The sequence below is a fragment of the Ralstonia mojiangensis genome, from assembly GCF_023955645.1.
GTDB classification, from domain to species: Bacteria; Pseudomonadota; Gammaproteobacteria; order Burkholderiales; family Burkholderiaceae; genus Ralstonia; species Ralstonia mojiangensis.
In genome coordinates, this window is sequence record NZ_JAMXHU010000003.1 from 551,074 (window position 1) to 575,474 (window position 24,401).

Sequence of the window (24,401 nt, forward strand, 5' to 3'; positions counted from 1 at the left end):
CTAGACCGGCGTGCTGGTGCTGGGCGGCGTGCTCACAGTTGGGGCGCGCGGCACCAGCAGGCACAGCGGATCCCGCAAGATGCGGCGCCATACGGCGCCCGTCACGCGCTTGCGATCGACCCCGCGCAGGTTGCGTGAGCGCATCGCCATGTTGAAGGCCAGGGCAAACGACACCAGCACGTTCAGCACACCCATCAGCGCAATGCCGGCCACGGCCAGCCAGAACGGCGCCGTATGCATCACGCTTGGGCCCAGCACGCCCACGGCGGTTGCCACCGCACCAGTCGACAGCGTGACGTGACGCACTTCCATATGCGGGCCGAAGAACGACAGGATCTCGGGCCCGAGCCCCAGCATGAAGCCCAGCGACACGTTGGCGACAATGCCCGACAGATTGCGCTTCCAGAAGCTGGCAATGCGCTGCGCGCCCTGCGTGCCGACCATGAACCGAAGGCGCCGGTGGTAGGCGATCACGTCATGCACACGGTGTAGCGCGAACCAGTTGTCTGCCCAGCCCGCCGCCAGGCTCGATGCCCACAGCAACACGCCCGTGAAAATCGCGTACAACGGCGTCGGCCCAAGGATCGAAAAGGAGTCGATGGTCGCCATCGCCTTCGCTGCCGAAATCAGATCCGTATGGAAGAAGCGCCCGGCCAGCCACTGCACCAGGAAGGCTACAGGTGCCACGGCCACAAGATTGCCCGCAATCGCCGCCGCGTTGGAGCGGATCATGGCGACCGTGTCGTCGACAAAGCGGTCCAACCCTTCCTGGCGCCCCACCTGATCGAGCCGGTGCGCCAGCGCAGGGGCCGTCATGGCAGGTTGTTTGGTAGCCAGCGTGAAATGCGCGAAATGGATGCCAAGAAAGCTGACCGCATAGTTGATCGACGCGAACAGCCCTTCGGTAAAGCGCGACAGATGCGCGCCGGTGATGAAGAACTTGATGTACACCGTGGCCGCTGTAATGACGCCACCGCCGGCTGCAGCCTTGACCATCGCGCCATATTCTTTGCCGTCGCGCGTAATGTAGTGCTCGCCGCTCTCCGCTGAGCGCTCGACCACCTTGCGCGCCAGATCTGCAAACGTGGAGCGAATCAGATACCCCACACTGCGGCGATGCTGGCTGGCCGACACCAGTTCGGCCGTCATATGCACGAAGCGGCGCGAGCCCTGTGTATCTGCCCACGCGGTGAGCAGCAAATCGATGCGGCCGAGCCACGCCTTCATCCGCTCGACCTGGAACACGACTTCTACCGAGACGCCGTTCTCATCCAGATGCTGATACACGCTGGCCGTCGCCGTTCGGCAGCGATCCAGCACGGCGCGGAAATAGTTGAGTTCCTGCAGGAACCGCTCGGGGCTCGCCAGCGCGGCGTTGGGCCGCTCAAGGAAGATCGCATTGGCTGCGTCGGCCAGCAGATAGAACGGAGAGTCCGTCAGTTCCGCATGGTCCATGCGGCTGCGGATGCCGCGCGACAAACCCGCCGCACGGACCTGGCTGATCAGGATCTGGATGCCGATACCAAGGCTGCGCTCCAGACGCGTCTGGCCAGCAGCGTGATCGGCATCCGTCATCCCCGCACGGAACAGCGCGTAGAGGCGCGTGACCAGTTCGTCGTCCAGACCATCGACCCACTGCGCGTCGGTCGGTCCCACAAACATCAGCGCAAACAACGTCGCCAGTTGCGGCTGGTTCGGTGCTGGCGGCAGCAGGCGCGCCTGCCAACGGTCGAGCAACTCGCTCCAGAAACCCGAGCGTGACGACAACCCCGTATCGCACAGCAGCGACACCGGATCGTTGTCTTGCACGATGCTGCGCAATGTCTGCCCAACGCGTTCTGCTAGGGCCGGATTGTTCTCCAGCACCTGGAGCAGATAACGCAGGCGGGCATAACGCCAGGACTCCGACGCGGCCCCCTCAGGCCGGTCTGCCCGACGCAGCCAGTAAGTCAGCTCGATCAGCCACTCGTTGCGTTCGGCCAGACTGCGCGTGGGCTCGAACTGGGCGAGGATGGCGTCGAGTTGATGGCTGGCGTGCCGGGAAGCGCGCCACTTGCGCCACGGGTTAAGCAAAAAGTTGAACATCGAACTCCCTTGATGGCGAACGCGTGCAGTCGAGCGCTGCAGCACATGCCGATTCCCCGGTCAGGCGACGCGCAGTGCCTGAATTTGATCTGAAATGGCGTTGACAGCAACCCCCGCCGCCTGCGGCAAGGCGGGAGTCCGACAACGCAGGTGGCCGCGCAGTTCAGGCGGCCGGAACGATATGGTCTTCGCCGCTCGCCCCGAAGAGCTGCGACTTGAGCTTGGCAAGCTGATCGCGCACCGCCGCCGCCTTTTCGAATTCGAGGTTCTTGGCGTGGTCGAGCATCTGTTTTTCCAGGCGCTTGATTTCCTTTGACGCCTGCTTCTCGCTCATGTCTTCGTACTTGGCAGCCTCTTGTGCGGCCTTCAGTTCGGCGCGCGCGTCGTCGACGTTGTACACACCGTCGATGATGTCCTTGATCCGCTTGACCACACCGCGCGGCGTGATGCCGTGCGCCTCGTTGTGGGCGATCTGCTTGGCACGTCGGCGCTCGGTTTCGCCAATCGCCTTCTTCATCGAATCGGTCATGCGATCCGCATAAAGGATGGCGGTGCCGTTCACATTCCGCGCGGCGCGGCCAATCGTCTGGATGAGCGAGCGCTCGGCACGCAGGAAACCTTCCTTGTCGGCATCCAGAATCGCCACGAGTGACACTTCGGGAATATCCAGCCCCTCGCGCAGCAGGTTGATACCAACCAGCACATCGAACGTGCCCAGGCGGAGGTCGCGGATGATCTCCACGCGTTCCACGGTATCAATGTCCGAATGCAGGTAGCGGACTTTGACGCCGTTCTCCGACAGGAACTCGGTCAACTGCTCGGCCATGCGCTTGGTGAGCGTGGTCACCAGCACACGCTCGCCGGCCTCAACGCGCACATGGATCTCCGACAGCAGATCGTCGACCTGCGTCGTAGCCGGGCGCACCTCGATAATCGGGTCGACGAGGCCCGTGGGGCGCACGACCTGCTCCACGACTTCCGTGCCCGCCGTCTTTTTTTCGTAATCCCCCGGTGTGGCAGACACGAACGTCACCTGCCGCATCTTGGTCTCGAATTCGGCAAACTTGAGCGGCCGGTTGTCGAGTGCGGAAGGCAAGCGGAAGCCGTACTCAGCGAGCGTTTCCTTGCGCGCGCGGTCACCGTTGTACATACCGTTGAGCTGGCCGATCAGCACGTGCGATTCATCGAGGAACATCAGCGCATCCGGCGGCAGGTAGTCGACCAGCGTCGGCGGCGGTTCGCCCGGCGCGGAGCCAGACAAGTGTCGCGAATAATTCTCGATGCCCTTGCAGAAGCCCAGCTCCTGCAGCATCTCCAGATCGAAGCGCGTGCGCTGCTCCAGCCGCTGCGCTTCCACCAGCTTGTTTTCCTTGTAGAAGAAATCGAGCCGTTCGCGCAGCTCGGCCTTGATGGTCTCGATCGCGCGCAGCACGGTCTCGCGCGGCGTCACATAGTGGCTCGACGGGTACACCGTAAATCGTGGAATCTTCTGCCGCACACGGCCCGTCAGAGGATCGAACAGCTGCAGCGATTCGACTTCATCGTCGAACAGCTCCAGGCGCACCGCCATTTCTGCATGCTCGGCGGGGAAGATGTCGACCGTGTCGCCGCGCACACGGAAGGTGCCGCGCTGAAAATCCGTCTCGTTGCGCGTGTACTGCATGGCGATCAGGCGCGCAATCACGTCGCGCTGGCTGACCTTGTCACCCGCGCGCAGCGTCAGGATCATCTGGTGGTATTCGCTCGGGTTACCGATACCGTAAATGGCCGACACAGTGGCCACGATCACCACATCGCGACGCTCCAGCAGGCTCTTGGTGGCGGAGAGCCGCATCTGCTCGATGTGCTCGTTGATCGACGAGTCCTTCTCGATGAAGAGGTCGCGCTGCGGCACATAGGCCTCAGGCTGGTAATAGTCGTAGTAGGAGACAAAGTACTCGACCGCATTGCGCGGGAAAAACTCGCGAAACTCCGAATACAGCTGCGCCGCCAGCGTCTTGTTGGGCGCGAACACAATCGCCGGGCGCCCCACCTGCGCGATCACATTGGCCATGGTGAAGGTCTTGCCCGAGCCCGTCACGCCCAGCAGGGTCTGGTACGACAGGCCGTCGCCAATGTTCTCGACGAGCTGGCGGATCGCCTCCGGCTGGTCGCCGGCCGGCGGATACGGCTGGTACAACTGGAACGGCGAGCCCTCGAAAGTCACGAACTTCGACTCGTCGTGCGGGCTGGGGACTTGGCTCAGATCGGTCATGGCGGCGGGTAGGATGGCAGCGCGGGAAGTCGACAAAGTGACTCGCACGCCCTCACAAATTGAGGGCGGCAGCGGCAATTGCAACCAATCGTCTAGTGTAGCGTGCGGCCCGAGCAATCGTTTGGATAGCCGCGCCCGCACATCTGTACTGGCCGCTAAAACGCTTTAGGCGCCTGTTCTGCAAGGATTTTTCGGGCGATTAGAGCCTGTATTCGGTACAATCCATCTTCGTGCGCGCCTCGTTTGTACTTCTGGCGCCGGGCGACCCGCCCCGGAGTCCGCGCCGCACCGCCTGCAAGATCCCACCGAATTCCGAACCAACCGATCGAGACATCTCATGTCGCTTTTCTCCGCCGTCGAACTGGCTCCGCGCGATCCCATCCTGGGCCTGAATGAAGCTTTCAACGCCGATACCCGCAGCACCAAAGTGAATCTGGGCGTGGGCGTGTACTTCACCGACGAAGGGAAAATTCCGGTGCTGCGCGCCGTGCAGGAAGCCGAAAAGGCCCGCCTGGCCGCCGCGGCCCCGCGTGGCTACCTGCCGATCGAAGGCATTGCCGCCTACGACCAAGCCGTGCAGAAGCTGCTGTTCGGCGCTGAATCGCCGCTGATCACCGAAGGCCGCGTGGTCACCGCGCAAGCCCTGGGCGGCACCGGCGCACTGAAGATCGGCGCCGACTTCCTCAAGCGCCTGTATCCGAACGCCAAGGTCGCGATTTCCGACCCGAGCTGGGAAAACCACCGCGCGCTGTTCGAGTCGGCCGGCTTCGAAGTCGTCAACTACGCGTACTACGATGCCCCGTCGCACGGCCTGAACTTCGCGGGCATGATGGATTCGCTCAACAGCTACGCGCCGAACACGATCGTCGTGCTGCACGCCTGCTGCCACAACCCGACCGGCGTGGACATGACCACCGAGCAGTGGAAGCAGGTCGTAGAAGTCATCAAAGCCAAGAACCTGATCCCGTTCCTCGACATGGCCTACCAAGGCTTTGCCGACGGCATCCAGCAGGACGGCCTGGCCGTGCGCCTGTTTGCTGATTCGGGCCTGCCGTTCTTCGTTTCCAGCTCGTTCTCGAAGTCGTTCTCGCTCTACGGCGAGCGCGTCGGCGCACTGTCGATCGTGACGACCAGCAAGGACGAAGCCACCCGCGTGCTGTCGCAAGTCAAGCGCGTGATCCGCACGAACTACTCGAACCCGCCGACGCATGGCGGCACGATCGTCGCCAGCGTGCTGACGAGCCCCGAGTTGCGCGCGATGTGGGAACAGGAACTGGGCGAAATGCGCGATCGCATCAAGTCGATGCGCAACGCACTGGTCGACAAGCTGGCCGCCAAGGGCGTGAAGACCGATTTCTCGTTCGTGAAGGCCCAGCGTGGCATGTTCTCGTACTCGGGTCTGACCTCCGCGCAAGTGGATCGCCTGCGTAACGAACACGGCATTTACGCCGTGTCGACCGGCCGCATCTGCGTGGCCGCGCTGAACACGCACAACATCGATGCCGTGGTAAACGCTATCGCTGACGTCCTGTAAGGTGCCGTAGGCGTCACGCTCTACGGGCAATTGCAAAAAGAAAAGCGGCTTCGGCCGCTTTTTTGCTGCATGGGACTAGACTGACACGGGCGCATCATAGAGCAACGCAACACTCTGTTATCAGGGTTTATGCTGCATCGCAGTAACCTGCGCCCAGGTGCATAATCGTTTGCGTCGCCCTTGCCACCACAGACCGGTCCAGCCATGCTTTACCAGCTTCACGAATTCCAGCGCGCACTGCTCAGCCCCATGACGGCTTGGGCCCAAGCGACCGCCAAGACCTTCACCAACCCACTGAGTCCGCTGTCCCTGATGCCCGGCGCGCAACGCTACGCTGCGGGCTACGAGCTGCTGTACCGCCTGGGCAAGGAGTACGAGAAGCCGGAATTCGGCATCCGCTCCGTCAAGTCCAACGGCCGCGACATTCCCATCGTCGAACAGACCATCGTCGAGAAACCGTTCTGCCGCCTGATCCGCTTCAAGCGCTACGCCGACGACGCCGAGACCATCAAGCTGCTCAAGGATGAGCCGATCGTGCTGGTGTGTGCGCCGCTATCAGGCCATCACTCCACGCTGCTGCGCGACACCGTGCGCACGTTGCTGCAGGATCACAAGGTGTACGTGACCGACTGGATCGACGCTCGCATGGTGCCGACCGAAGAAGGCGCCTTCCACCTGTCGGACTACATCAACTACATCCGCGAGTTCATCAATCACATTGGTGCTGACAAGCTGCACGTGATTTCGGTGTGCCAGCCGACCGTGCCCGTACTGGCCGCCATCTCGCTGATGGCCTCGGACGGCGAAAAGACGCCGCGCACGATGACCATGATGGGCGGCCCGATCGACGCGCGTAAGAGCCCGACCGCCGTCAACTCGCTGGCGACCAATAAGTCGCACAGCTGGTTCGAGAACAACGTGATCTACACGGTGCCGGCCAACTATCCGGGGCATGGTCGCAAGGTTTATCCGGGCTTCCTGCAGCACGCCGGCTTCGTGGCGATGAACCCGGACCGCCACCTGTCATCGCACTACGACTATTACCTGAACCTGATCGAGGGCGACACGGAAGACGCTGAAGCCCACGTACGGTTCTACGACGAGTACAACGCCGTGCTCGACATGGCTGCCGAGTACTACCTCGAAACCATCCGCGATGTGTTCCAGGAATTCCATCTGGCCAATGGCACGTGGGTGGTGGAAGGCAAGCCGGTGCGCCCGCAGGACATCAAGAGCACCGCGCTCTTCACCATCGAGGGCGAGCTGGACGACATCTCCGGCAGCGGTCAGACCGAAGCCGCGCATGGCCTGTGCACCGGTATCCCGAACGCGCGCAAGCAGCATCTGACGGCACCCAAGTGCGGCCACTACGGCATCTTCTCGGGTCGACGCTGGCGCGAGCAGGTGTATCCGCAGTTGCGTGATTTCATTCGCCGCAACGAAGAGAGCGCTCCGCGCATCAAAGCAGTCGCGTAAGCCTTAAGCACCCAAGAAAAAGCCTCGCACCCGCGAGGCTTTTTTGTTGCGCGACGATGCTTCCGCCGATCAGCTCCTGGGCCGATCCAGATACGCCAGCAACATCTTGATATGCAGTTGCGCGAAGGCTTCGTGCTCGTCGGCCGAGGCAATGTCGCGGCCCACGACGGCGCTGATCGTGTAGCGGTTGGACAGCACGTAATAGCCCAGCGCCGAGATCGTCAGATACAGGCGCGACACATCGACGTCCTCGCGGAAGATGCCGCTGCGCTGGCCGCGCTCGACCACGCCGCGCAGCACATCGATAACCGGGTTGACCAGCTCGACCAGGTGCGGCGACGTCTTCAGATGCCGCGCCTCGTGCAGGTTTTCGCTGTTGAGCAGGCGGATGAACTCGGGGTTCTCGTAATAAAAGTCCCAGACGAAACGCGCAAGCTGGACGACTGCCTCACGCGGGTCCGACGACTCGATCTGCACCTGCTCTTCCGCCTCCTTGAAGCGGAAATACATGTGTTCGAGCACGGTCAGAAAAAGCTTTTCCTTGCTGCCGTAGTAGTAATACAGCATGCGCTCGTTGGTCTCGGCGCGGCGGGCGATGGCGTCGACGCGGGCGCCGGCAAAGCCGCCCCGCGAAAATTCCTCGATGGCTGCAGCAAGAATGCGTCGGCGCGTGCCGGCGGGGTCACGACGCGTGCGGGGTGCGGCGGATTCGCCATGAGCATCGACTTCGATGTCGGCGATGGGCGCGGCTGGGTGAGACGGCATGGCACGTCGGTCCGTTTAGAACGCAGGAATTATGTCATAGGGTTAAGACATGCCCGCCGTATGCGATGTCAGGGCATGCACGCCTTGCGCGGGGACCAAATCGGCGATAATGGCAAGCTATTCAAACGATAAGTCCCATCGTGGTTTCCTTGGTCCCCGCAGTGGCCGCATCCCTGGCCGACCGGCTCGAAAACCTCCTGCCGCAAACACAATGCACCAAGTGCGGCTACAACGGCTGCCGCCCTTACGCTGAAGCCATGGCCAACGGCGAGGCGCTACCCAATCGCTGCCCACCCGGCGGCGCGGAAGGTGTCCGCCGGCTGTCCGACGCTCTCGGCCGCACGGGTGACCTGCTGCCGCTGGACCCGTCCAACGGCATCGAACAGCCTCGCGCCGTCGCGGTCATCGACCCGGAGCGCTGTATCGGTTGCACGCTGTGCATTCAGGCATGCCCGGTCGATGCCATCGTCGGTGCACCCAAGGCGATGCACACGGTGCTGGAAGACTGGTGCACCGGTTGCGACCTCTGCGTGCCGCCCTGCCCCGTCGATTGCATCGACATGATCCCCGTCACCGGCGAACACACGGGCTGGAATGCCTGGAGCCAGCAGCAAGCCGATGCCGCGCGGGACCGCTACGTCTTCCGCAACGCACGCCTCAAGCGCGAACAAGCCGAGAACGAAGCACGCCTTGCCGCCAAGGCTGCGGCCAAACTCGCGGCCGTCAGCGCCGAACAACCCGCTGACGACGCCGAACTCGCCGCGCAGGCCCGCAAGAAGGCGATCATCCAGGCTGCAATTGAGCGGGCGCGCCAGAAGCAGGTCGAGATGGCCGCGCGCGGGCAAGGTCCGCGCAATATGACCAATGTGTCCGCGGATGTGCAAGCCCAGATCGATGAAGCCGAAGCCCGCCGCAAGCGCATCGCCAGCCAGATCGAACACGGCACCAAACCCGACGCGGACAAACCCTGAACCCTGCCCGACGATGAATCCCGCCAAGCGCCACGCCATCTTCGAGACCCTGCGCGAAAACAACCCGACGCCGACCACCGAGCTGGAATACACCACGCCGTTCGAGTTGCTGATTGCGGTGCTGCTTTCGGCGCAGGCGACCGACGTTGGCGTGAACAAGGCAACGCGCAAGCTGTTTCCGGTGGCCAATACGCCCGCCAAGCTGCTGGCGCTGGGCGAGGAAGGCATCACCGAATACATCAAGACCATCGGGCTGTACCGCACCAAGTGCAAGCACATCCTGCAGACGTGCCGCATCCTGCTCGACCAATACGGCGGTGAAGTGCCGCGCGACCGCGCTGCGCTGGAAGAACTACCGGGTGTGGGCCGCAAGACGGCCAACGTGGTGATGAACACGGCTTTCGGCGAACCCACGATTGCCGTGGACACGCACATCTTTCGCGTGGCCAATCGCACCGGGCTGGCGCCGGGCAAGAACGTGCTGGAAGTGGAGCTGAAACTGCTGAAGGTGGTGCCGGAAGAATTTCGGCAGGATGCGCACCACTGGCTGATCCTGCATGGGCGCTACGTGTGCAAGGCGCGCAAGCCCGAGTGCTGGCATTGCGCCATCGAGCCACTGTGCGAATTCAGGCCCAAGACACCAGCGCCGAAGGAATAAAAAACGGGGACCGCCGATACTGAAGCGAGTCCCCGTTTTCTTTGCGCGACCGGCTGTCGATCAAACGATCTTGCACGCCTCTTCGAACGACAGGCGCGGGTTGCGCGGGTGCAGCTTCTCGGCGTCGCCGTAGCCGATGTTCATGATGAAGTTGACCTTCCACTGGCCATCGGGGAAGAACGTCTCGTTCACTTTGTTGGCATCGAAGCCGGCCATCGGGCCGCAGTCCAGGCCCAGGGCACGCGCGGCGAGCACCAGATAGCCGCCCTGCAGCGAGCCGTTCATCAACGCAGCCGCATTGATCTTGGCCTGGTCGCCGGCGTACCACGAACGCGCATCGGTATGCGGGAACAGCTTGGGCAGTTGCTCGTGGAATTGCGTGTCATACGCAACGATCACGGCGACGGGCGCCTGGCGGGTCTTTTCCTGGTTGCCGGCCGACATGCACGGAATCAGGCGTTCCTTGGCGGCAGCGCTCTTGACGAACACGAAGCGGGCCGGCGTGCTGTTGGCGGCGGTCGGGCCGTACTTCACGGTGTCGTACAGCGTGTGCAGCAGTTCGTCGTCGACCGGCTTGTCCAGCCACACGTTGTGCGTACGGGCTGCGTGGAACAGTTGGTCCAGCACGGACGGTTCAAGCATCGGCATTGCGGGGTGCTCCGGAAAAAGTTGAGGAGCGCATTGTAATGCGCCGGTTCCGCACGTGCGGGACACCTGCTCACACCGAATGGACATCCGGCACCCGTCAGCCGCACACAGACTTTAGAAAAACGGCATGCCTTGTTTGTATTTAATCGCACTTATTGCGAGGCGCCATGGCATGGGCATGGTGATTTTTACAGCCCATCGCGCACAACGGAAAAGACCCCTTTACAACGGTTTGCTTACGAACTACTTTTTGGTTCGTCATTGTATTACCCGCAGGGTTGGACGCATCGGATACGCATCTGGTTTTAAAACAGCTGCGCGGCCGCATTCATCCCTACGTTTTTGCACAGTCCTTGTGAGGCTTTGCGCAAACGCCCTGCGGGCTTGACCCCATGATTGCTTTCTTTTTGAGATCCGCTCGGATTTCAGGGGCGTCTTTTGCCAAAAAATAAACAATTGCATTAATTTCCGCAGACAAGGCGGGAAATCTGAATATTCGCTTTGCGTCGTATAGAAATGACAAAACGCAAAACGAATATGGAGCCCACTTAAAACTAAACGTTTTAAGTGATGGCGTTCGTCACCCTGAAGAAGGCCATTATCGCCATGAAAAAATCCAGGTTATCGACCAGTGATTTTGCAGGTTTGTCTCGAACCTTTGGTGTATCGTTTGCGGCCGCTGCGCTGTCAGCCGTGCTGCTGGCGGGTTGCGGCGGCGGCGACTCATCCGCCACGGCCAACCCCAGCGGCGTTGCCGCCAACGCCGGCAACGCAACCACGCAGCCGGTAGCTGCCGCCGTACCGCCCGACCAGCCTTACGTCGACCCGAACGTCTACGGCACCGGGCCCAACGACGCCCTGGCTGCCGACCCGGGAGAAAGCGCAGCCATCACGCACCACACGGTCACGATCGGCGGCAAGAGCATCGCCTACACGGCCACCGCCGGCCACCTGACGACCATCGACCCGATTACGTCGCAATCTAACGCGACGATGTTCTACGTGGCGTACACGCAGGACAACCCGGACCCGTCGAAGCCGCGTCCGGTGACGTTCTTCTATAACGGCGGGCCGGGCTCATCGTCGGTGTTCCTGTTGCTGGGCTCGTTCGGGCCGAAGCGGCTGCAGTCGTCGTTCCCGAACTTCACGCCACCGGCGCCGTACAAACTGCCCGACAACCCGGACAGCCTGCTCGACCGCTCCGACCTAGTGTTCATCAACCCGGTCGGCACCGGTTATTCAGCCGCCATTGCACCGGCCAAGAACAAGGACTTCTGGGGCACCGACCAGGATGCGCACTCCATCGACCGCTTCATCCAGCGCTACCTGACGAAGAACTCGCGCTGGAATTCGCCCAAGTTCCTCTACGGCGAGTCGTATGGCACGGCGCGCAGTGCGGTGCTGTCGTGGGTGCTGCATGAAGACGGCATCGAGCTGAACGGGATCACGCTGCAATCGTCGATTCTCGACTACGCGAATGCGCTCTCGGCCGTTGGCACCTTCCCGACGCTGGCAGCCGACGCGTTCTACTGGAAGAAGACGACACTCAACCCGGCACCGACCGACCTCGACAGCTACATGGTCCAGGCACGCAACTACGCCGACAACACGCTCGCACCGCTGGCACAGGCGCCAAGCGCCGCGGACGGCGGCTTCGTCAACGTGCGCCTGAACCTGAATCTGGCGACAGCGCAGACGATGGGCTCGTACATCGGCACCGATCCGATCTCGCTGATCCAGACGTTCGGCAATCCGGCAGCGCTGGGCAACGTGCCGTCGCAGAACAACAATCCGCCGTACACGTTCTTCCTGACGCTCAACCCGGGCATCCAGATCGGCCAGTATGACGGCCGCGCCAACTACACGGGCCAGGGCATCGCGCCGTTCATCCTGCCGAACTCGGGCAGCAACGATCCGTCGATCTCGAACATCGGCGGCGCGTATACGGTGCTGTGGAACAGCTACCTGAACACCCAGCTCAAGTACACATCGACCTCGTCGTTCGTTGACCTGAACGACGCCGTGTTCAACAACTGGGACTTCAGCCATATCGACCCGACGGGCGCCAACAAGGGCGGCGGCAACACGCTGTACACCGCTGGCGATCTCGCCTCGACGATGAGCCTGAACCCCGACCTGAAGGTGCTGCAGGCCAGCGGCTATTTCGACGCCGTCACGCCGTTCCACCAGACCGAGCTGACGCTGGCGCAAATGCCGCTTGATCCGACGCTCAAGGCGAAAAACCTGACGATCAAGAATTACCCGTCGGGCCACATGATCTATCTGAACGATGCGTCGCGCACCGCGCTCAAGGGTGATCTGGCTTCGTTCTACGATGGCGTGATGGCCGATCGTCCGGCCCTGATGCGGGTGCAGAGCCTGCAACGCCTGCCGAGCGGCCCGAAGAAGTAAGCGCCTGAAGGCAGAAAGCGAAACCGCCCAGTTCTCGCTGGGCGGCTTTTTTGCGTGAAGATTCGGCTTCAGGCCATGTCATCCACGCTGTGACCTGCAGGTTTAGCGTCTGCACGCGTGAGCCAGAGGACGCCCGCGAGGATCAATGCACCGCCCGTCATCTGCATGGGCGCGATCGATTCGCCGAGCAGCAATGCCGCCAGCAGTACGGTCACCACTGGCTCCAGCGTCGACAGCATCGACGCCTGCGCCGCCCCCAGCTTCTGCAAGCCGGCGAAGAATGTCAGGATCGCCACCACCGTCGACAAGCCCGCAATGGCCAGTGCCGCCGCCCAGCCACCCAACGTGCCGGGCAGGTGCGCAGGCGCGCCGGCCAACGCCATGCCCGTGTACACCACGGCCGCAGCGGTACAGATGACGGTCGTACACGCCAGAGGATCCAGCCCGCGCGTGACCCGTGCACCGACCGTGATGTAGATCGAGTAAATCACCGCGGAGGCCACCCCCAGCCCAATGCCGAGAAGGCTGCCGCCCGACAGGCCCGCGCCGCCCACCGTCAGCCCCGCCCCGACCGAGCACAGCACCAGCGCGATGATCGCCGTGGGGGTCAGCCGCTCACGCAGGAAAATCGCCGCCAGTACCGTCACGAACATCGGATACAGATACAGCAGCAGCGCCACCAGGCTGGCCGGCGCGTAGTTCAACGCGGTAAAAAACGCGAATGACTGCCCTGCGTAACCGATGCCACCCATTGCCGCCAACCCAGCCACGCGCGACCACGGCGGTATGCCGATGCGACGAACACGCATCACGACCATCAGCGCCACGGCCGCGATCACGAAACGCACGATCAACAGACCCACCACGTTCGCGCCACTCGCATAGGCGTAATGCGTGAAGATGGCCATCGCGCCGAAGGATGCGGCGGACACGGCGATCAGCAGCACGCCAAGGAGCTTGTCGGCGGCGCGCACTGCGAGGGGGGAATCGGCGGCTTGTCTCATGGGGGGGGGCGGCGTTTTTGTTGGAATCGACCTCTGCGGGAGCGGGCGCCATTGTAGCGTTGCCGTCTCGCGAAGCTGTGCGGCAGGCATCGAGGCGCGCCGGTACAATGGCGGGATCATGTTCAATCCCTCCCGCGACGAAGTCCGTCAATTCTTCTGCGGCGCATGGCGCAAGCACCGCCAGGCAGAAATCCTCACGCCGCTCGAAGCCATGGCGCTCGACTGGATGCTGCAGCATCCCGAATACCACGACACCTTGGAAGCCGGCGAAGAAGCCCTCGCCCGCGACTACACGCCGGAAAGCGGCCAGAGCAACCCGTTCCTGCACCTGTCGATGCACCTGTCGATCAGCGAGCAGGTATCGGTGGATCAGCCGCGCGGTATTCGCGCTGCATATGAGGCGCTTGCCCAGCGGCTCGACTCGCCGCACGAAGCACAGCACCAGGTAATGGAATGCCTGGGCCAGATGCTATGGACGGCGCAACGCACCGGCTTGCCGCCAGACGGCGACGCCTATATCGAATGCGTGCGCAAGCGCGCCACTGCGCGCTAAATCCAACGCCATAAAAAAACCGCTCCGAAGAGCGGTTTTTCTTTACCGGCGATGCCGCTTTACTTCTTGAGGACCAGCGAGCCGGGCAGAGATTCGATGTACGTGGCAATGTCCTTCAGCTCAGCCTGCGTGAACGGACGCGGCTTGCCGTCGGCACCGATCGTGGCAGGGTTGCTGTTGACCTGGCCCGCCATGATGGCGTTGCTGCGCCCCACCAGCGGGTTGTTGCTGGTCTGATAGGCCAGCAGCGCGTGATAGATGTAGTCGCCGTGCTGGCCAGCAAGCTTCGGATAGTCCGGCGAGATCGGTGCGTTCAGGCCGGCGCCATGGCAGGCCACGCAAGCGCCCTTCTCCACCAGCTGCTTGCCCTTTTCAATATCGGCCGCCTGCGCCGACACAGCGGCAGCCAGCATCAGCGCACCCAGATTGAACGAGATTGCGAGCGAGATCTTCTTCATATTCTTCCTCGTCACTTCTGGGGATTGTTTTGGGTGGCCGGCGTCTGCGCCGCGTAATAGGCGGCCAGGTTGGCAATGTCTTGATCGGTCAGCGAGCCGGCAATGGCGCGCATGGTCGGGTGCTTGCGGTCACCCTTCTGGTACGCATGCAGCGCGCTTTCGATGTACTTGGCGTTCTGGCCGCCCAGATAGGGCACGCGATACACCTCGGGGAACGACGTCTTGTAGTCGGGGATGGCATGGCAGCCGATACACATGGCGACCTTGTTTTCGGCGGCGGCCGCGTTGCCCTGAACGTCGGCTGCGGCGGCGCTGTTGGCTGCGGCGGACAGTGCGCCTAATGTGCCCAAGGCGGCCACCATGGTGAGGATCTTTTTCATCTCGTTCTTAAGCGTGGAGTTTCAGAATCCTGCTCGCCCTGCCGGCTTGGCTCGTCTCAGCCGGCTGTCTCGCTGGGCGCATTCACCCGCCGTTGGCAACTGGCCAGAGGACGGTCATTTGAGGTGCGTCAAACCGGCGCATTGTACCGCACCGTTTTTTTGCCAGTCCAGTTAGGGCTCCCGTGACTTGACAGCAAGGAATGGCACGGCGCATCCGCCACGCTGCCGCCCGGCGTCAAACGCCCAAATGCTCTTATACTGGCCGTTTCCAAATCTTTTACCGCTCAGTAGGCTTGCACGATGAACACCACCACCTCGCCTGCCCCATCCGACCAGCGCTCACGCTTCGAAGGCTCCGACCAGTACGTCGCCACCGATGACCTCAAGCTTGCCGTCAATGCGTCCATGACGCTCCAGCGCCCGCTGCTCATCAAGGGCGAGCCGGGCACGGGCAAGACCATGCTGGCCGAGGAAGTGGCCGCCGCGCTGGGCATGCCGCTACTGCAATGGCATGTGAAATCGACCACCAAGGCCCAGCAGGGTCTGTACGAATACGATGCCGTTTCGCGCCTGCGCGACTCCCAGCTGGGCGACAAGGAAAGTAGCAACCGGGTCCACGACATCCGCAACTACATCGTCAAGGGCGTGCTGTGGCAGGCCTTCGAGGCGGATAAGCCTGTCGTGCTGCTGATCGACGAGATCGACAAGGCCGACATCGAATTCCCGAACGACCTGCTGCGCGAGCTGGATCGCATGGAGTTCTACGTGTATGAAACGCGGGAAACGATCCGCGCCAGGCACCGCCCGCTGGTGATCATCACGTCGAACAACGAGAAGGAACTGCCCGACGCGTTCCTGCGCCGCTGCTTCTTCCACTACATCAAGTTTCCGGATGCGGAAACCATGCAAGCCATCGTCGACGTGCACTACCCGGGCATCAAGCCGGCGCTGGTCAAGGCCGCGCTGGATGCGTTTTACGAGATGCGCAACCTGCCGGGTCTGAAGAAGAAGCCGTCGACGTCCGAACTGATCGACTGGCTCAAGCTGCTGCTGGCCGAAGACATTCCGCCGGAATCGCTGCGCAGCCAGGACAAGAACGCCGCGATTCCGCCGCTGCATGGCGCGCTGCTCAAGAACGAGCAGGACGTGCACCTGTTCGAGCGCCTGGTGTTCATGAACCGAGCCAACCGCTGAGCGAGTCCGACCATGTCGCGCCTGATCGAGCCCGTCACGCTGTCCGGCCAGCACGCCTGGCTGGAGCCGCTCGGCCCAGAGCATCTGGATGAAGTGCGCGCCGCAGCCGCCGATGGTGAGCTGTGGAAGCTCTGGTACACCTCGGTGCCTTCGCCTGACAAGACTGGCGATTGGGTGGCCATTGCCCTGGACATGCGCGAACGCCTCGGCGCCATGCCGTTTGTCGTGCGCGAGATGCGCGATGGGCAGCCCGGCAAGGTGGTCGGCGCCACCCGCCTCTTCAACGTGGACGAAGCCAACCGCCGGCTGGAAATCGGCCACACGTGGTATTCGAAGGCGGCCCAGCGTACGGCCATCAACACGGAATGCAAGTTGCTTCTGCTCACGCACGCGTTCGAGACACTGCACTGCATTGCGGTGGAATTTCGCACGCACTGGATGAATCACCAGAGCCGCGCGGCCATTGCGCGGCTCGGCGCCAAGCAGGACGGCGTGCTGCGCAACCACCAACGCATGCCGGACGGCAGCTTCCGCGACACGGTCGTGTTTTCGATCATCGAATCGGAATGGCTGACCGTGAAACGCCATCTGCAATACAAGCTCGAGCAACCGCGCGCCTGAGCGCCGGAGGACCACCATGCTCATCGATTTCTTCTTCACGCTGCGGCACGCCAAGCTGCCGGTCTCGGTCAAGGAATACCTGACGCTGCTTGAAGGGCTCAAGCAGCAGGTCATCGCGCCGTCGCTCGACGAGTTCTACTTCCTGGCGCGCATGACGCTGGTGAAGGACGAAAAGCACTTCGACAAGTTCGATCAGGCGTTCGGCGCCTACTTCAAGGGCGTGGAAGGCGCGGTCGATTGGCGCGCGGATATTCCGCTCGATTGGCTCACCAAAAAGCTGGAACGCGAACTGTCGCCCGAGGAGAAGGCCAAGATAGAGGCCATGGGCGGCCTCGACAAGCTGATGGAGCGGCTGAAAGAACTGCTGAACGAGCAGCACGAGCGCCACGAGGGCGGCAACAAGTGGATCGGCACGGGTGGCACGTCGCCATTCGGGCACGGCGGCTACAACCCAGAAGGCATCCGCATCGGCGGGCCATCAAAGGGCAACCGCACCGCGGTCAAGGTGTGGGAAGCACGCGCGTACAAGGACTACGACGACACCGTTGAACTCGGCACGCGCAACATCAAGGTGGCGCTGCGCCGCCTGCGCAAGTTTGCACGTGATGGCGCCGACATCGAGTTGGACCTGGACGACACGATCCACTCCACCGCCGCCAACGCCGGCTTGCTCGACATCAAGATGCGCCCCGAGCGGCACAACAACGTCAAGGTACTGATGCTGATGGATGTGGGCGGCTCGATGGACGACCACATCAAGCGCGTGGAAGAACTCTTCTCCGCCGCCAAGACCGAGTTCAAGCACCTCGAGTATTACTACTTCCACAACTGCGTCTACGAATGGCTGTGGAAGAACAACCGGCGCCGCCACGCGGAGCGCTTCTCCACCTGGGACGTCATCCGTAAATATCCGCCCGACTACAAGCTGATCTTCGTTGGCGATGCGACCATGAGCCCGTACGAAATCCTGCAGGCTGGCGGCTCAGTCGAATACAACAACGCTGAAGCCGGTGCCACGTGGCTGAAGCGGCTGATCGAACAGTTCCCGAAATTTGTCTGGCTCAACCCCGAGCCGGAAGGCCTGTGGGAATACCGCCAGTCCATCTCGGTCATCAACCAGATCGTGAAGACGCGGATGTATCCGGTGACGATTGCCGGGTTGGAATCGGCGATGCGGTTGTTGTCCAAGTAAGTGTCTTCGGGATGCCGGCCCCGTCAATTTCACCGGTCCGGCAACATGGCATGGGCTGCCTCGACGATTCGTTGCGCCTCTGCTGACCGCTGCTGAGGCGGCACGCCAAGCTGTTCTGCAACGCGCACGGCCAGTCCAAGAATCTGGGCCCGATCCGCGGGAGCGGCAAGCTTGCCCTTCACCCTTTGCGAGAAATTTCCGTCAAGAACGTGCTGCTCACGCCAGTGACCAATGCCGCTTGGCAGGACTGAATCGATAAAGGCAGCGAAGCGGGCGGTAAGTCCGGCTTCGCTTTGCACACGCCGGGCGATTTCTGCGGGGCCTGCAGAACGTGCCTCCAGAACCAGATCATTCGCGGCAATGCGGGCGTCGCGGCCCGTTTCCGCATTGAAGTGCAGCGTAGTTTCCAGCCCGGCACGGCGCTTGGCGAAGCGTGCATCGGATGCGAGTACCGCGGGTCCAGCGGCCCAGGCGTCCATCACGACCGTCCGCTCCGACTGTTCGGCAACTGGAGCGGCTGGCACTCGGCCTTCTGCCCACGTGTGTCCAACGGCCGGGGCACTCACGTAATGCACTTCTTCGTGAGGCGCCAACCGGCGGCTGTGATAGACGCTCGTCGTGCTGGTGTGCTCGCCACAGTTTCCTGCGCCAAACACCGATGCCGCGGCGGCGGAATAAGGCGCGCGCTGGGTGAACGCATTCCAGGGCACCTTCGCTTTCCGCTCACGTTCCAGCCTGAGGGTCCGCGCTGCCTTCGTCCGCCATGTACTTTCGTTGTGGGTGGCTCGCACGTCCACATCGACGTTACCGCGACCATGCTTAAGCAATTGGCGGGTTTCGTTCACGCTGGCGTTCGCCAACCGAAGGCGCGATATTTCCGACGCAGCCACCGGGCGCCCATCCACTGCACGCGCAAGGAGGTACGCAGCGAGTGCCAACTCAGTATCGGAAATCTTGGCCGGCGCGGTGGACACCCGCGCTGAGCCGCCAGTACGCGAGCTGGGAAGGCTCGCAAAGGCCGGGGAACGCGTGCGCACCGTCGGTTGATTTGCTCCTTCTTGAACCGTGCGCTCTGTTGGGGATACAGACGATGGCAGCGGTGAGAGACTGCGCGATGGCTCGCCTGTGATTTTTTTGTGCATGCAGGACCTCCAATCGGAGGTCGAAGGCTATCGGAGTCTCGTCGTCGATCTGCGAGCCCATGCGAAAGACGGGATCAGGGGACGAAACCTGATGAAGACGCAGTGCCCCGCGTATTCCTGTTCGGGAGAGCGCCGATTACCTGACGCGTAATCGACACCATCCACACTGGCGCCGAAGATGAAGCCATCCAGCGCAATCGCTCATCACCGCGCTGGCAAAGCTCCCCACTTCGAACGGAGAAACGCCATGACTGCCACCCAACTCGCCGCCAACGACACGCTCGCCGATACGCTGGTCGATCGCTATATCGCCGCGTGGAACGCGACGGACGCTGCCCAACGCCGCGCCCTCGTCGCGCAAACCTGGACAGAAGGCGCCACGTATGTCGACCCGCTCATGCAAGGCACAGGCCATGACGGCATCGACGCGCTCATTGCAGGCGTGCAGGCCAAGTTCCCCGGTTTCCGCTTTGCGCGCGACGGCGGCGTGGATGTTGTGCAAGACACGATCCGCTTCCGCTGGACGCTCGGCCCCGAGGGCCAGGCGCTGGTCAAGGGCACCGACTTCGTGCGCATTGAAGGTGGCCGCATGCACGCGGTGACTGGCTTCATTGACCAGATGCCCGGCATGGGCGACGCCGCCTGAGCCGTCTCCCAAAAAGCAAACGCCCCGCAATGCCGGGGCGTTTTGCATTGGCAGCATGCAAAGATCAGATGGACAGCGCGTCTTCCTGGCCGGCATTGGCACTGCGCAGTCCTTCTGCCCAGCCTTTGGTCGGCAGCTTGAGCGAGGCCTGCAGCGCAGCGGCGCGCGCCTGCACGGCTTCCCAACTGACGTGCAGCGGCGGGCCATTGAACGCCAGCGCAATCACGTTGCCATCGTGCACTTCAGGGAAGACCAGCACGCGGTTGTCGAACGCATCGCAAATGCGCTCGATATTGCGCGGGAAGCTGGTGTGGTCGCCAAACAGGTTGATCGTCATCACGCCCGGCGAGCGCAGTACCTGGCGGCAAGCCTTGTAGAAGGCCGGCGTATCCAGCACGGGGCCGCGCGCGGTGGCGTCATACAGGTCGATCTGCAGTGCATCGACGGTGCCGTGGTGACTGGCGTCCATCACCCAGTCGTAGGCATCCTGTTCGAGCACGCTCAAGCGCGCGTCGTCAAACGGCATGCTGAACATGCTGCGCGCCGCGACGATCACCGACGGGTTCAACTCCACCGCCGTCACCTGCGCGGGCGCGAGTTGGCGGTGGCAGAACTTCGTCAGCGCGGCAGCGCCAAGACCAAGTTGCACGACGTGGAAATCCGGCCGTGCGGCAGGATCGAGAAACAGCATCCAAGCCATCATCTGCTGTGCATATTCCAGCTCGATGGCGTCGGGCTTGGACAAGCGCATGGCGCCCTGCACCCACTCAGTACCGAAGTGCAGATAGCGCACACCGGCCAGTTCAGAAAACGTGACCGGCGCAAAGCGCGGGGCCATGCGCTTCGGTTCATCGTCGTGGTCGAGGCGGTCTTCGCGCTTTGCGCGGGCCGGGCGGCGCGAGGCCACGGCCTCGATGGATTTACGTTTCAACAGCGTCATAAAGCGGATCAACGGGAAGAAGACTGAGCGGCAGCGGCGCGGTGCAGCCACTCGCGATTGTGGTCTTTGGCGTAGCGCGTCCAGTGCTTGGCGTCGCGCAGGATCTCTTCAAACAGGGCCTGGGCGCGCTGTTTGTCGGCGTCGTTGTTCTGCGCGAGCAGCCATTCGCCGAAGAGGCAACGGGCAGCCGCGTCGTTCGCACAGGTCAGGGCTTGCTCGAATGCCTCGCGCGTGTTCGGTGCGTTCGTCGCAGCCAATGCGCGTGCGTAGAGCAATGTCGGCTCGGGCTGCTGCCGCGTCACGCGATGCGCTTCGAACAGTTTGTCGAGCGTGCCCTTGGCAAGTGCCGCATCGCCCGTGGCGAACTGCGCGCGGGCCAGGCCCAAGAGCACGGCCGGGTCGCCCGCAAACGGGCCGGTGGCTGCCTGCTCAAAATGCTCGCGCGCCTCTTTGGCATTGCCGGCTTCCAGCAGTGCTTCGCCCAGGCGCAGGCGGTGTTGCACAGTCGGGGCGCGGTCGAAATCGTTGCGCGCCTCACGCACGGCGCGGTTCGGGTCGATCAGTTGCGTCACGGCGCGGCTGGCGACGCGCGCGCCGCGCGAGTGGCGCATCTCAGGCAGATAGATCGCGAAGAAATACACCACGCTGCCCAGCAATGGAAACGCAAAGAGGATGAACAACCAGTACATGTTCTGGTTGTTGCGCACGACGTGCACGGCAAAGAACAGCGCAACGATGACGTGAAATCCGATTCCGAGAAACGGCATGTGAAGGCCCGATAGTGAAATGCACCGACACCCCCCGCGTCGGCCACGGGCGCGATTGTGACAGATGCGCTGCGGCATCGGTGTGACGCGCCCTTAACGTTTGCGCATTGACACCCCCGAACCCGCGCGGAGCCGACCTTGACAGCCGACCCATCAATAAACGCAGGCGCCTGTCGTCAGGCAGCCGGCGTTGTCTTTGAGGCAAGGGGCTTCTTAGGGGCGACCGAGGAAATCCATTTTGCCGATCTCCACGCCGTTATGGCGCAGCAGCGCGTAAGCGGTCGTGATATGGAAATACAGGTTCGGCAGCACGAAGCCACGCAGGTAATCAATGCCCGTGAACTGCAGCTCGCGCGTCGGGCTCTTGAGTGTGATCTGGCGATCTTCGCTGCCAGCAAATGCCGCGGGATCGATGCTGTTGACGAACTCCAGCGTCTTGGCAATGCGCGCCTTCAACTCCGGAATGGTCGTCTCCACATCCGGGTACGACGGCACCTCGTTGCCAGACAGGCGCGCCGCGCCGCCCTTGGCCTGGTCACAGGCAATCTGCACCTGCCGCGTGAACGGATGCATGTCCGGCGCCAGACGCGCGGTCATCAGATTGGCCGGGTCGAACTTCTTCGCTTCTGCGTGGGCAGCAGCCTTGTCGAGCAGGGCCGACAGGTTACCCAACATGCGGTTCACGGTCGGGACCAGAAACTCGTACATCGAAGGTGTGGTCATGGAAATGATTTCCTTGGTATCCATCGTTGTGGCTGCCAGCGATTCTCTGCACGACCCGCCGGCGCCGCGCTTTCTTGCGCAGGGCACAGTGTAGGGCAGCGATTCGGCCGCTGCATGAAGCACGCGCACGCCTCGTCATGAGGCATTTGGCACGAGATCAGTGCGGCGAACGCTCTTGATGTGGGCTGATCGACGGGCTCGCCGGCATCTCTCGCGTGGCATGGCTATTGCATGGGCAAGGACAAGGCCAACGGCGGCCTTGATCCACCTTGGCACATCGCGACAACACGCTCCGCAAGGAGCGTCCGGGGCAACGGCGCTCCGAGGCGACACGGCACGACCCGGGCACCCGGTGCGTCGCCGTCTCGCTTCGGAGCGCTTTTTTTTCTGGCCATCGCGGCTGCGCGTCGACACCACCACCAAGGCAATGACATGAACGCTTCCACCACCCCGGCTCCCACGGCCGACGTGTCCGTCGAGACCATTGGCGAGCTGATCAACCTGTCCGGGCGGCAACGCATGCTGTCGCAGCGGATCGTGCTGCACACGGTGTTGGCCGCGCAGGGTCACGCCGCTGCGCTCGACATCGCGCGGACATGCCTGGCGACATTCGCATCGGCCCACACCGATCTTGCCGAGGGCAATGCGCGTCTGCCCGGAGCATTCTCGGAGGCGTTGCGACAGCTCTACTTCGGCAAGCTTCGTGGTGACGCGCGCATCCGCGAGTTCATCGTTCTAGTCAAAAGCGCGATCGATACCTTGTCGACCGGGGCGACCCAACGCAACGCGTCGCTTGATGCGCTGGTGGCACAGGCCACGCCCATGCTGGAACTGCTGCAGACCATTACGCAGGCCTATCAGGAGGAGATGCACGTGTGCGAAGTCGCACTGCGCAAACGCCAGGCAGAAATTGCCGCGCACCTCGGGCGCATCTCGATGCAGGCCAACATCGTCGCCATGAACGCGCGCGTCTCGGCAGCACGGGCGGGGCCGTACGGGCGCGAGTTTTCAGTGATCACTACGGTGCTTGCGGACATCATCCAGGAGATGGACCAGTTGATCCGCAATGTCGTCGGAACCGACGATGCCGCACAGCCCGGCGCCGGCACACGCCGGTCATCGACGCCGGCATCGCGCACATTCGGGCACATGTCGCTGCGTTGATCATGAGACGGAGAACCGCTTGAAACCCTACCTACAATTCATCCGCTTGCTTGTGTGCTCCGCCCTGCTGTCGGGGCTGATGGGGAGCGCGTGCGCGCAACCGCTGACGATCAACTCAGCCATCAATAAGGCGGGCCGCCAGCGCATGCTGTCACAGCGCATGGCCAAGGCGTATTGCCAGATCGGCCTGGGCGTGGAGGTCGAGCGATCGAAGAAGATTCTCGAGCAGTCCGTCGCGCTCTTTGATCGGCAGCTTGCGGAGTTGAAGGCATTCGCGCCCACACCCGAGATCAAGGACACCTACGCCAAACTTGAACAGTCGTGGCTCGTCTACAGGCAGTTGCTGACAGGCGGGGGCCCGAACATCGACAACGCGAGAAAGATCGCCCAGGCCAGTGAAGACGTCCTGAAGCTCGCGCAACAGGGCACGGTGTTGCTGGAAAAACAATCGGGCACGTCAACGGGCAAGCTGATCAACGTGGCGGGCCGTCAGCGGATGCTTTCGCAGCGCATTGCCAAGCTGAGCATGTTCCGCGCGTGGGACATTACCTCTGTGCAGATGACACAGGATCTCGATTCGGCAATGAAGGAATTCACGGCTGCTCAAGCATTCCTGGCGTCTGCGCCACAGAATTCCGGGGCGATCAACAGTGAACTGCAACTCGCCAGCACGCAGTGGTTGTTCTTTGCCGACGCGCTCAAACAGACCGAAGGCACGCGCGCAGAGCAGTTGCGCAACGTTGCCACAACCAGCGAACGCATTCTTGAAGTAATGGATGACGTGACCGGCCTGTACGAGGGGCTGGCCAGGTAA

Annotated in this window: 23 protein-coding genes; 12 read left to right on the top strand and 11 right to left on the bottom strand. The window is 62.6% G+C overall.

The genetic code is table 11. The annotated features are described in order from the left end of the window. Positions 1-2,085: a site-specific recombinase gene (locus tag NG898_RS14765; RefSeq protein ID WP_252693025.1), complete on the bottom strand. Its 2,085-nt coding sequence runs from the start codon at positions 2,083-2,085 to the stop codon at positions 1-3. A 163-nt stretch (positions 2,086-2,248) separates the two neighbouring features. Next, entirely contained in the window at positions 2,249-4,339 is a 2,091-nt protein-coding gene (uvrB, locus tag NG898_RS14770) for an excinuclease ABC subunit UvrB (RefSeq protein ID WP_004635725.1), read from the bottom strand. 337 nt (positions 4,340-4,676) lie between these two features. On the opposite strand from uvrB, the gene NG898_RS14775 reads away from it, so the two are divergent. Both NG898_RS14775 and NG898_RS14780 read left to right on the top strand, forming a co-directional pair. Then, complete coding sequence (locus tag NG898_RS14775; protein ID WP_252693027.1) at positions 4,677-5,873, top strand: amino acid aminotransferase; 1,197 nt, start codon at positions 4,677-4,679, stop codon at positions 5,871-5,873. A gap of 204 nt (positions 5,874-6,077) precedes the next feature. Next, positions 6,078-7,349, top strand: coding sequence for a polyhydroxyalkanoate depolymerase (locus NG898_RS14780; protein ID WP_252693029.1), 1,272 nt, complete (start codon positions 6,078-6,080; stop codon positions 7,347-7,349). 69 nt (positions 7,350-7,418) lie between these two features. Here NG898_RS14780 and NG898_RS14785 read toward each other — a convergent pair whose 3' ends face one another. After that, positions 7,419-8,114 carry a TetR/AcrR family transcriptional regulator gene (locus tag NG898_RS14785; protein WP_252693031.1) on the bottom strand — a complete coding sequence of 232 codons (696 nt, stop codon included), beginning with the start codon at positions 8,112-8,114 and terminating at the stop codon, positions 7,419-7,421. 140 nt (positions 8,115-8,254) lie between these two features. Here NG898_RS14785 and rsxB point away from each other — a divergent pair, with 140 nt between their 5' ends. Both rsxB and nth read left to right on the top strand, forming a co-directional pair. Further along, positions 8,255-9,085, top strand: a complete 831-nt coding sequence (gene rsxB, locus NG898_RS14790; RefSeq protein WP_252693033.1) for an electron transport complex subunit RsxB — start codon at positions 8,255-8,257, stop codon at positions 9,083-9,085. Positions 9,086-9,098: 13 nt separating this feature from the next. Beyond that, the gene (nth, locus tag NG898_RS14795; RefSeq protein ID WP_045204434.1) at positions 9,099-9,743 is read left to right on the top strand and encodes an endonuclease III; all 645 of its coding nucleotides are present in this window, start codon (positions 9,099-9,101) and stop codon (positions 9,741-9,743) included. Positions 9,744-9,803: 60 nt separating this feature from the next. On the opposite strand, the gene NG898_RS14800 is transcribed toward nth, so the two are convergent. Further along, positions 9,804-10,391 (bottom strand): malonic semialdehyde reductase, encoded by a 588-nt coding sequence (locus tag NG898_RS14800; RefSeq protein WP_024976149.1) that lies wholly within the window; start codon positions 10,389-10,391, stop codon positions 9,804-9,806. Between the two features lie 606 nt (positions 10,392-10,997). Here NG898_RS14800 and NG898_RS14805 point away from each other — a divergent pair. Further along, positions 10,998-12,803, top strand: a complete 1,806-nt coding sequence (locus NG898_RS14805) for a S10 family peptidase (protein WP_420803700.1) — start codon at positions 10,998-11,000, stop codon at positions 12,801-12,803. 68 nt (positions 12,804-12,871) lie between these two features. Here NG898_RS14805 and NG898_RS14810 read toward each other — a convergent pair whose 3' ends face one another. Beyond that, on the bottom strand, positions 12,872-13,807 hold the full coding sequence (locus tag NG898_RS14810) for a DMT family transporter (protein ID WP_252693036.1): 936 nt from the start codon (positions 13,805-13,807) through the stop codon (positions 12,872-12,874). Between the two features lie 118 nt (positions 13,808-13,925). On the opposite strand from NG898_RS14810, the gene NG898_RS14815 reads away from it, so the two are divergent. Then, entirely contained in the window at positions 13,926-14,360 is a 435-nt protein-coding gene (locus NG898_RS14815; RefSeq protein WP_009238576.1) for a DUF1841 family protein, read from the top strand. A gap of 59 nt (positions 14,361-14,419) precedes the next feature. On the opposite strand, the gene NG898_RS14820 is transcribed toward NG898_RS14815, so the two are convergent. Further along, positions 14,420-14,818, bottom strand: coding sequence for a c-type cytochrome (locus NG898_RS14820; protein WP_252693038.1), 399 nt, complete (start codon positions 14,816-14,818; stop codon positions 14,420-14,422). A gap of 11 nt (positions 14,819-14,829) precedes the next feature. Then, a complete protein-coding gene (locus NG898_RS14825) occupies positions 14,830-15,198 on the bottom strand; it encodes a c-type cytochrome (RefSeq protein ID WP_012435195.1) in 369 nt (122 codons plus the stop codon). A gap of 300 nt (positions 15,199-15,498) precedes the next feature. Between NG898_RS14825 and NG898_RS14830 the strand changes: the two genes are divergently transcribed. The 3 genes from NG898_RS14830 to NG898_RS14840 are packed head-to-tail and all read left to right on the top strand — an operon-like array spanning position 15,499 to position 18,205. Beyond that, entirely contained in the window at positions 15,499-16,392 is an 894-nt protein-coding gene (locus tag NG898_RS14830; protein ID WP_252693040.1) for an AAA family ATPase, read from the top strand. Positions 16,393-16,404: 12 nt separating this feature from the next. Further along, the gene (locus NG898_RS14835) at positions 16,405-17,013 is read left to right on the top strand and encodes a GNAT family N-acetyltransferase (protein ID WP_252693042.1); all 609 of its coding nucleotides are present in this window, start codon (positions 16,405-16,407) and stop codon (positions 17,011-17,013) included. A 16-nt stretch (positions 17,014-17,029) separates the two neighbouring features. Then, on the top strand, positions 17,030-18,205 hold the full coding sequence (locus NG898_RS14840) for a vWA domain-containing protein (RefSeq protein ID WP_024973123.1): 1,176 nt from the start codon (positions 17,030-17,032) through the stop codon (positions 18,203-18,205). 29 nt (positions 18,206-18,234) lie between these two features. On the opposite strand, the gene NG898_RS14845 is transcribed toward NG898_RS14840, so the two are convergent. After that, positions 18,235-19,347 (bottom strand): hypothetical protein, encoded by a 1,113-nt coding sequence (locus tag NG898_RS14845; protein WP_252693043.1) that lies wholly within the window; start codon positions 19,345-19,347, stop codon positions 18,235-18,237. 247 nt (positions 19,348-19,594) lie between these two features. Between NG898_RS14845 and NG898_RS14850 the strand changes: the two genes are divergently transcribed. After that, positions 19,595-19,993 carry a nuclear transport factor 2 family protein gene (locus tag NG898_RS14850; RefSeq protein WP_252693045.1) on the top strand — a complete coding sequence of 133 codons (399 nt, stop codon included), beginning with the start codon at positions 19,595-19,597 and terminating at the stop codon, positions 19,991-19,993. Positions 19,994-20,057: 64 nt separating this feature from the next. Here the strand turns inward: NG898_RS14850 and NG898_RS14855 are convergent, their stop codons facing one another. From NG898_RS14855 to NG898_RS14865, 3 genes are all read right to left on the bottom strand, one after another. Continuing rightward, positions 20,058-20,933, bottom strand: a complete 876-nt coding sequence (locus NG898_RS14855) for a class I SAM-dependent methyltransferase (RefSeq protein WP_252693046.1) — start codon at positions 20,931-20,933, stop codon at positions 20,058-20,060. Between the two features lie 8 nt (positions 20,934-20,941). Continuing rightward, positions 20,942-21,700, bottom strand: a complete 759-nt coding sequence (locus tag NG898_RS14860) for a tetratricopeptide repeat protein (protein ID WP_252693048.1) — start codon at positions 21,698-21,700, stop codon at positions 20,942-20,944. Positions 21,701-21,913: 213 nt separating this feature from the next. Next, complete coding sequence (locus tag NG898_RS14865; protein WP_252693050.1) at positions 21,914-22,423, bottom strand: DUF1993 domain-containing protein; 510 nt, start codon at positions 22,421-22,423, stop codon at positions 21,914-21,916. A gap of 432 nt (positions 22,424-22,855) precedes the next feature. On the opposite strand from NG898_RS14865, the gene NG898_RS14870 reads away from it, so the two are divergent. Beyond that, entirely contained in the window at positions 22,856-23,587 is a 732-nt protein-coding gene (locus NG898_RS14870; protein WP_252693051.1) for a type IV pili methyl-accepting chemotaxis transducer N-terminal domain-containing protein, read from the top strand. 79 nt (positions 23,588-23,666) lie between these two features. Beyond that, complete coding sequence (locus tag NG898_RS14875) at positions 23,667-24,401, top strand: type IV pili methyl-accepting chemotaxis transducer N-terminal domain-containing protein (RefSeq protein ID WP_252693450.1); 735 nt, start codon at positions 23,667-23,669, stop codon at positions 24,399-24,401.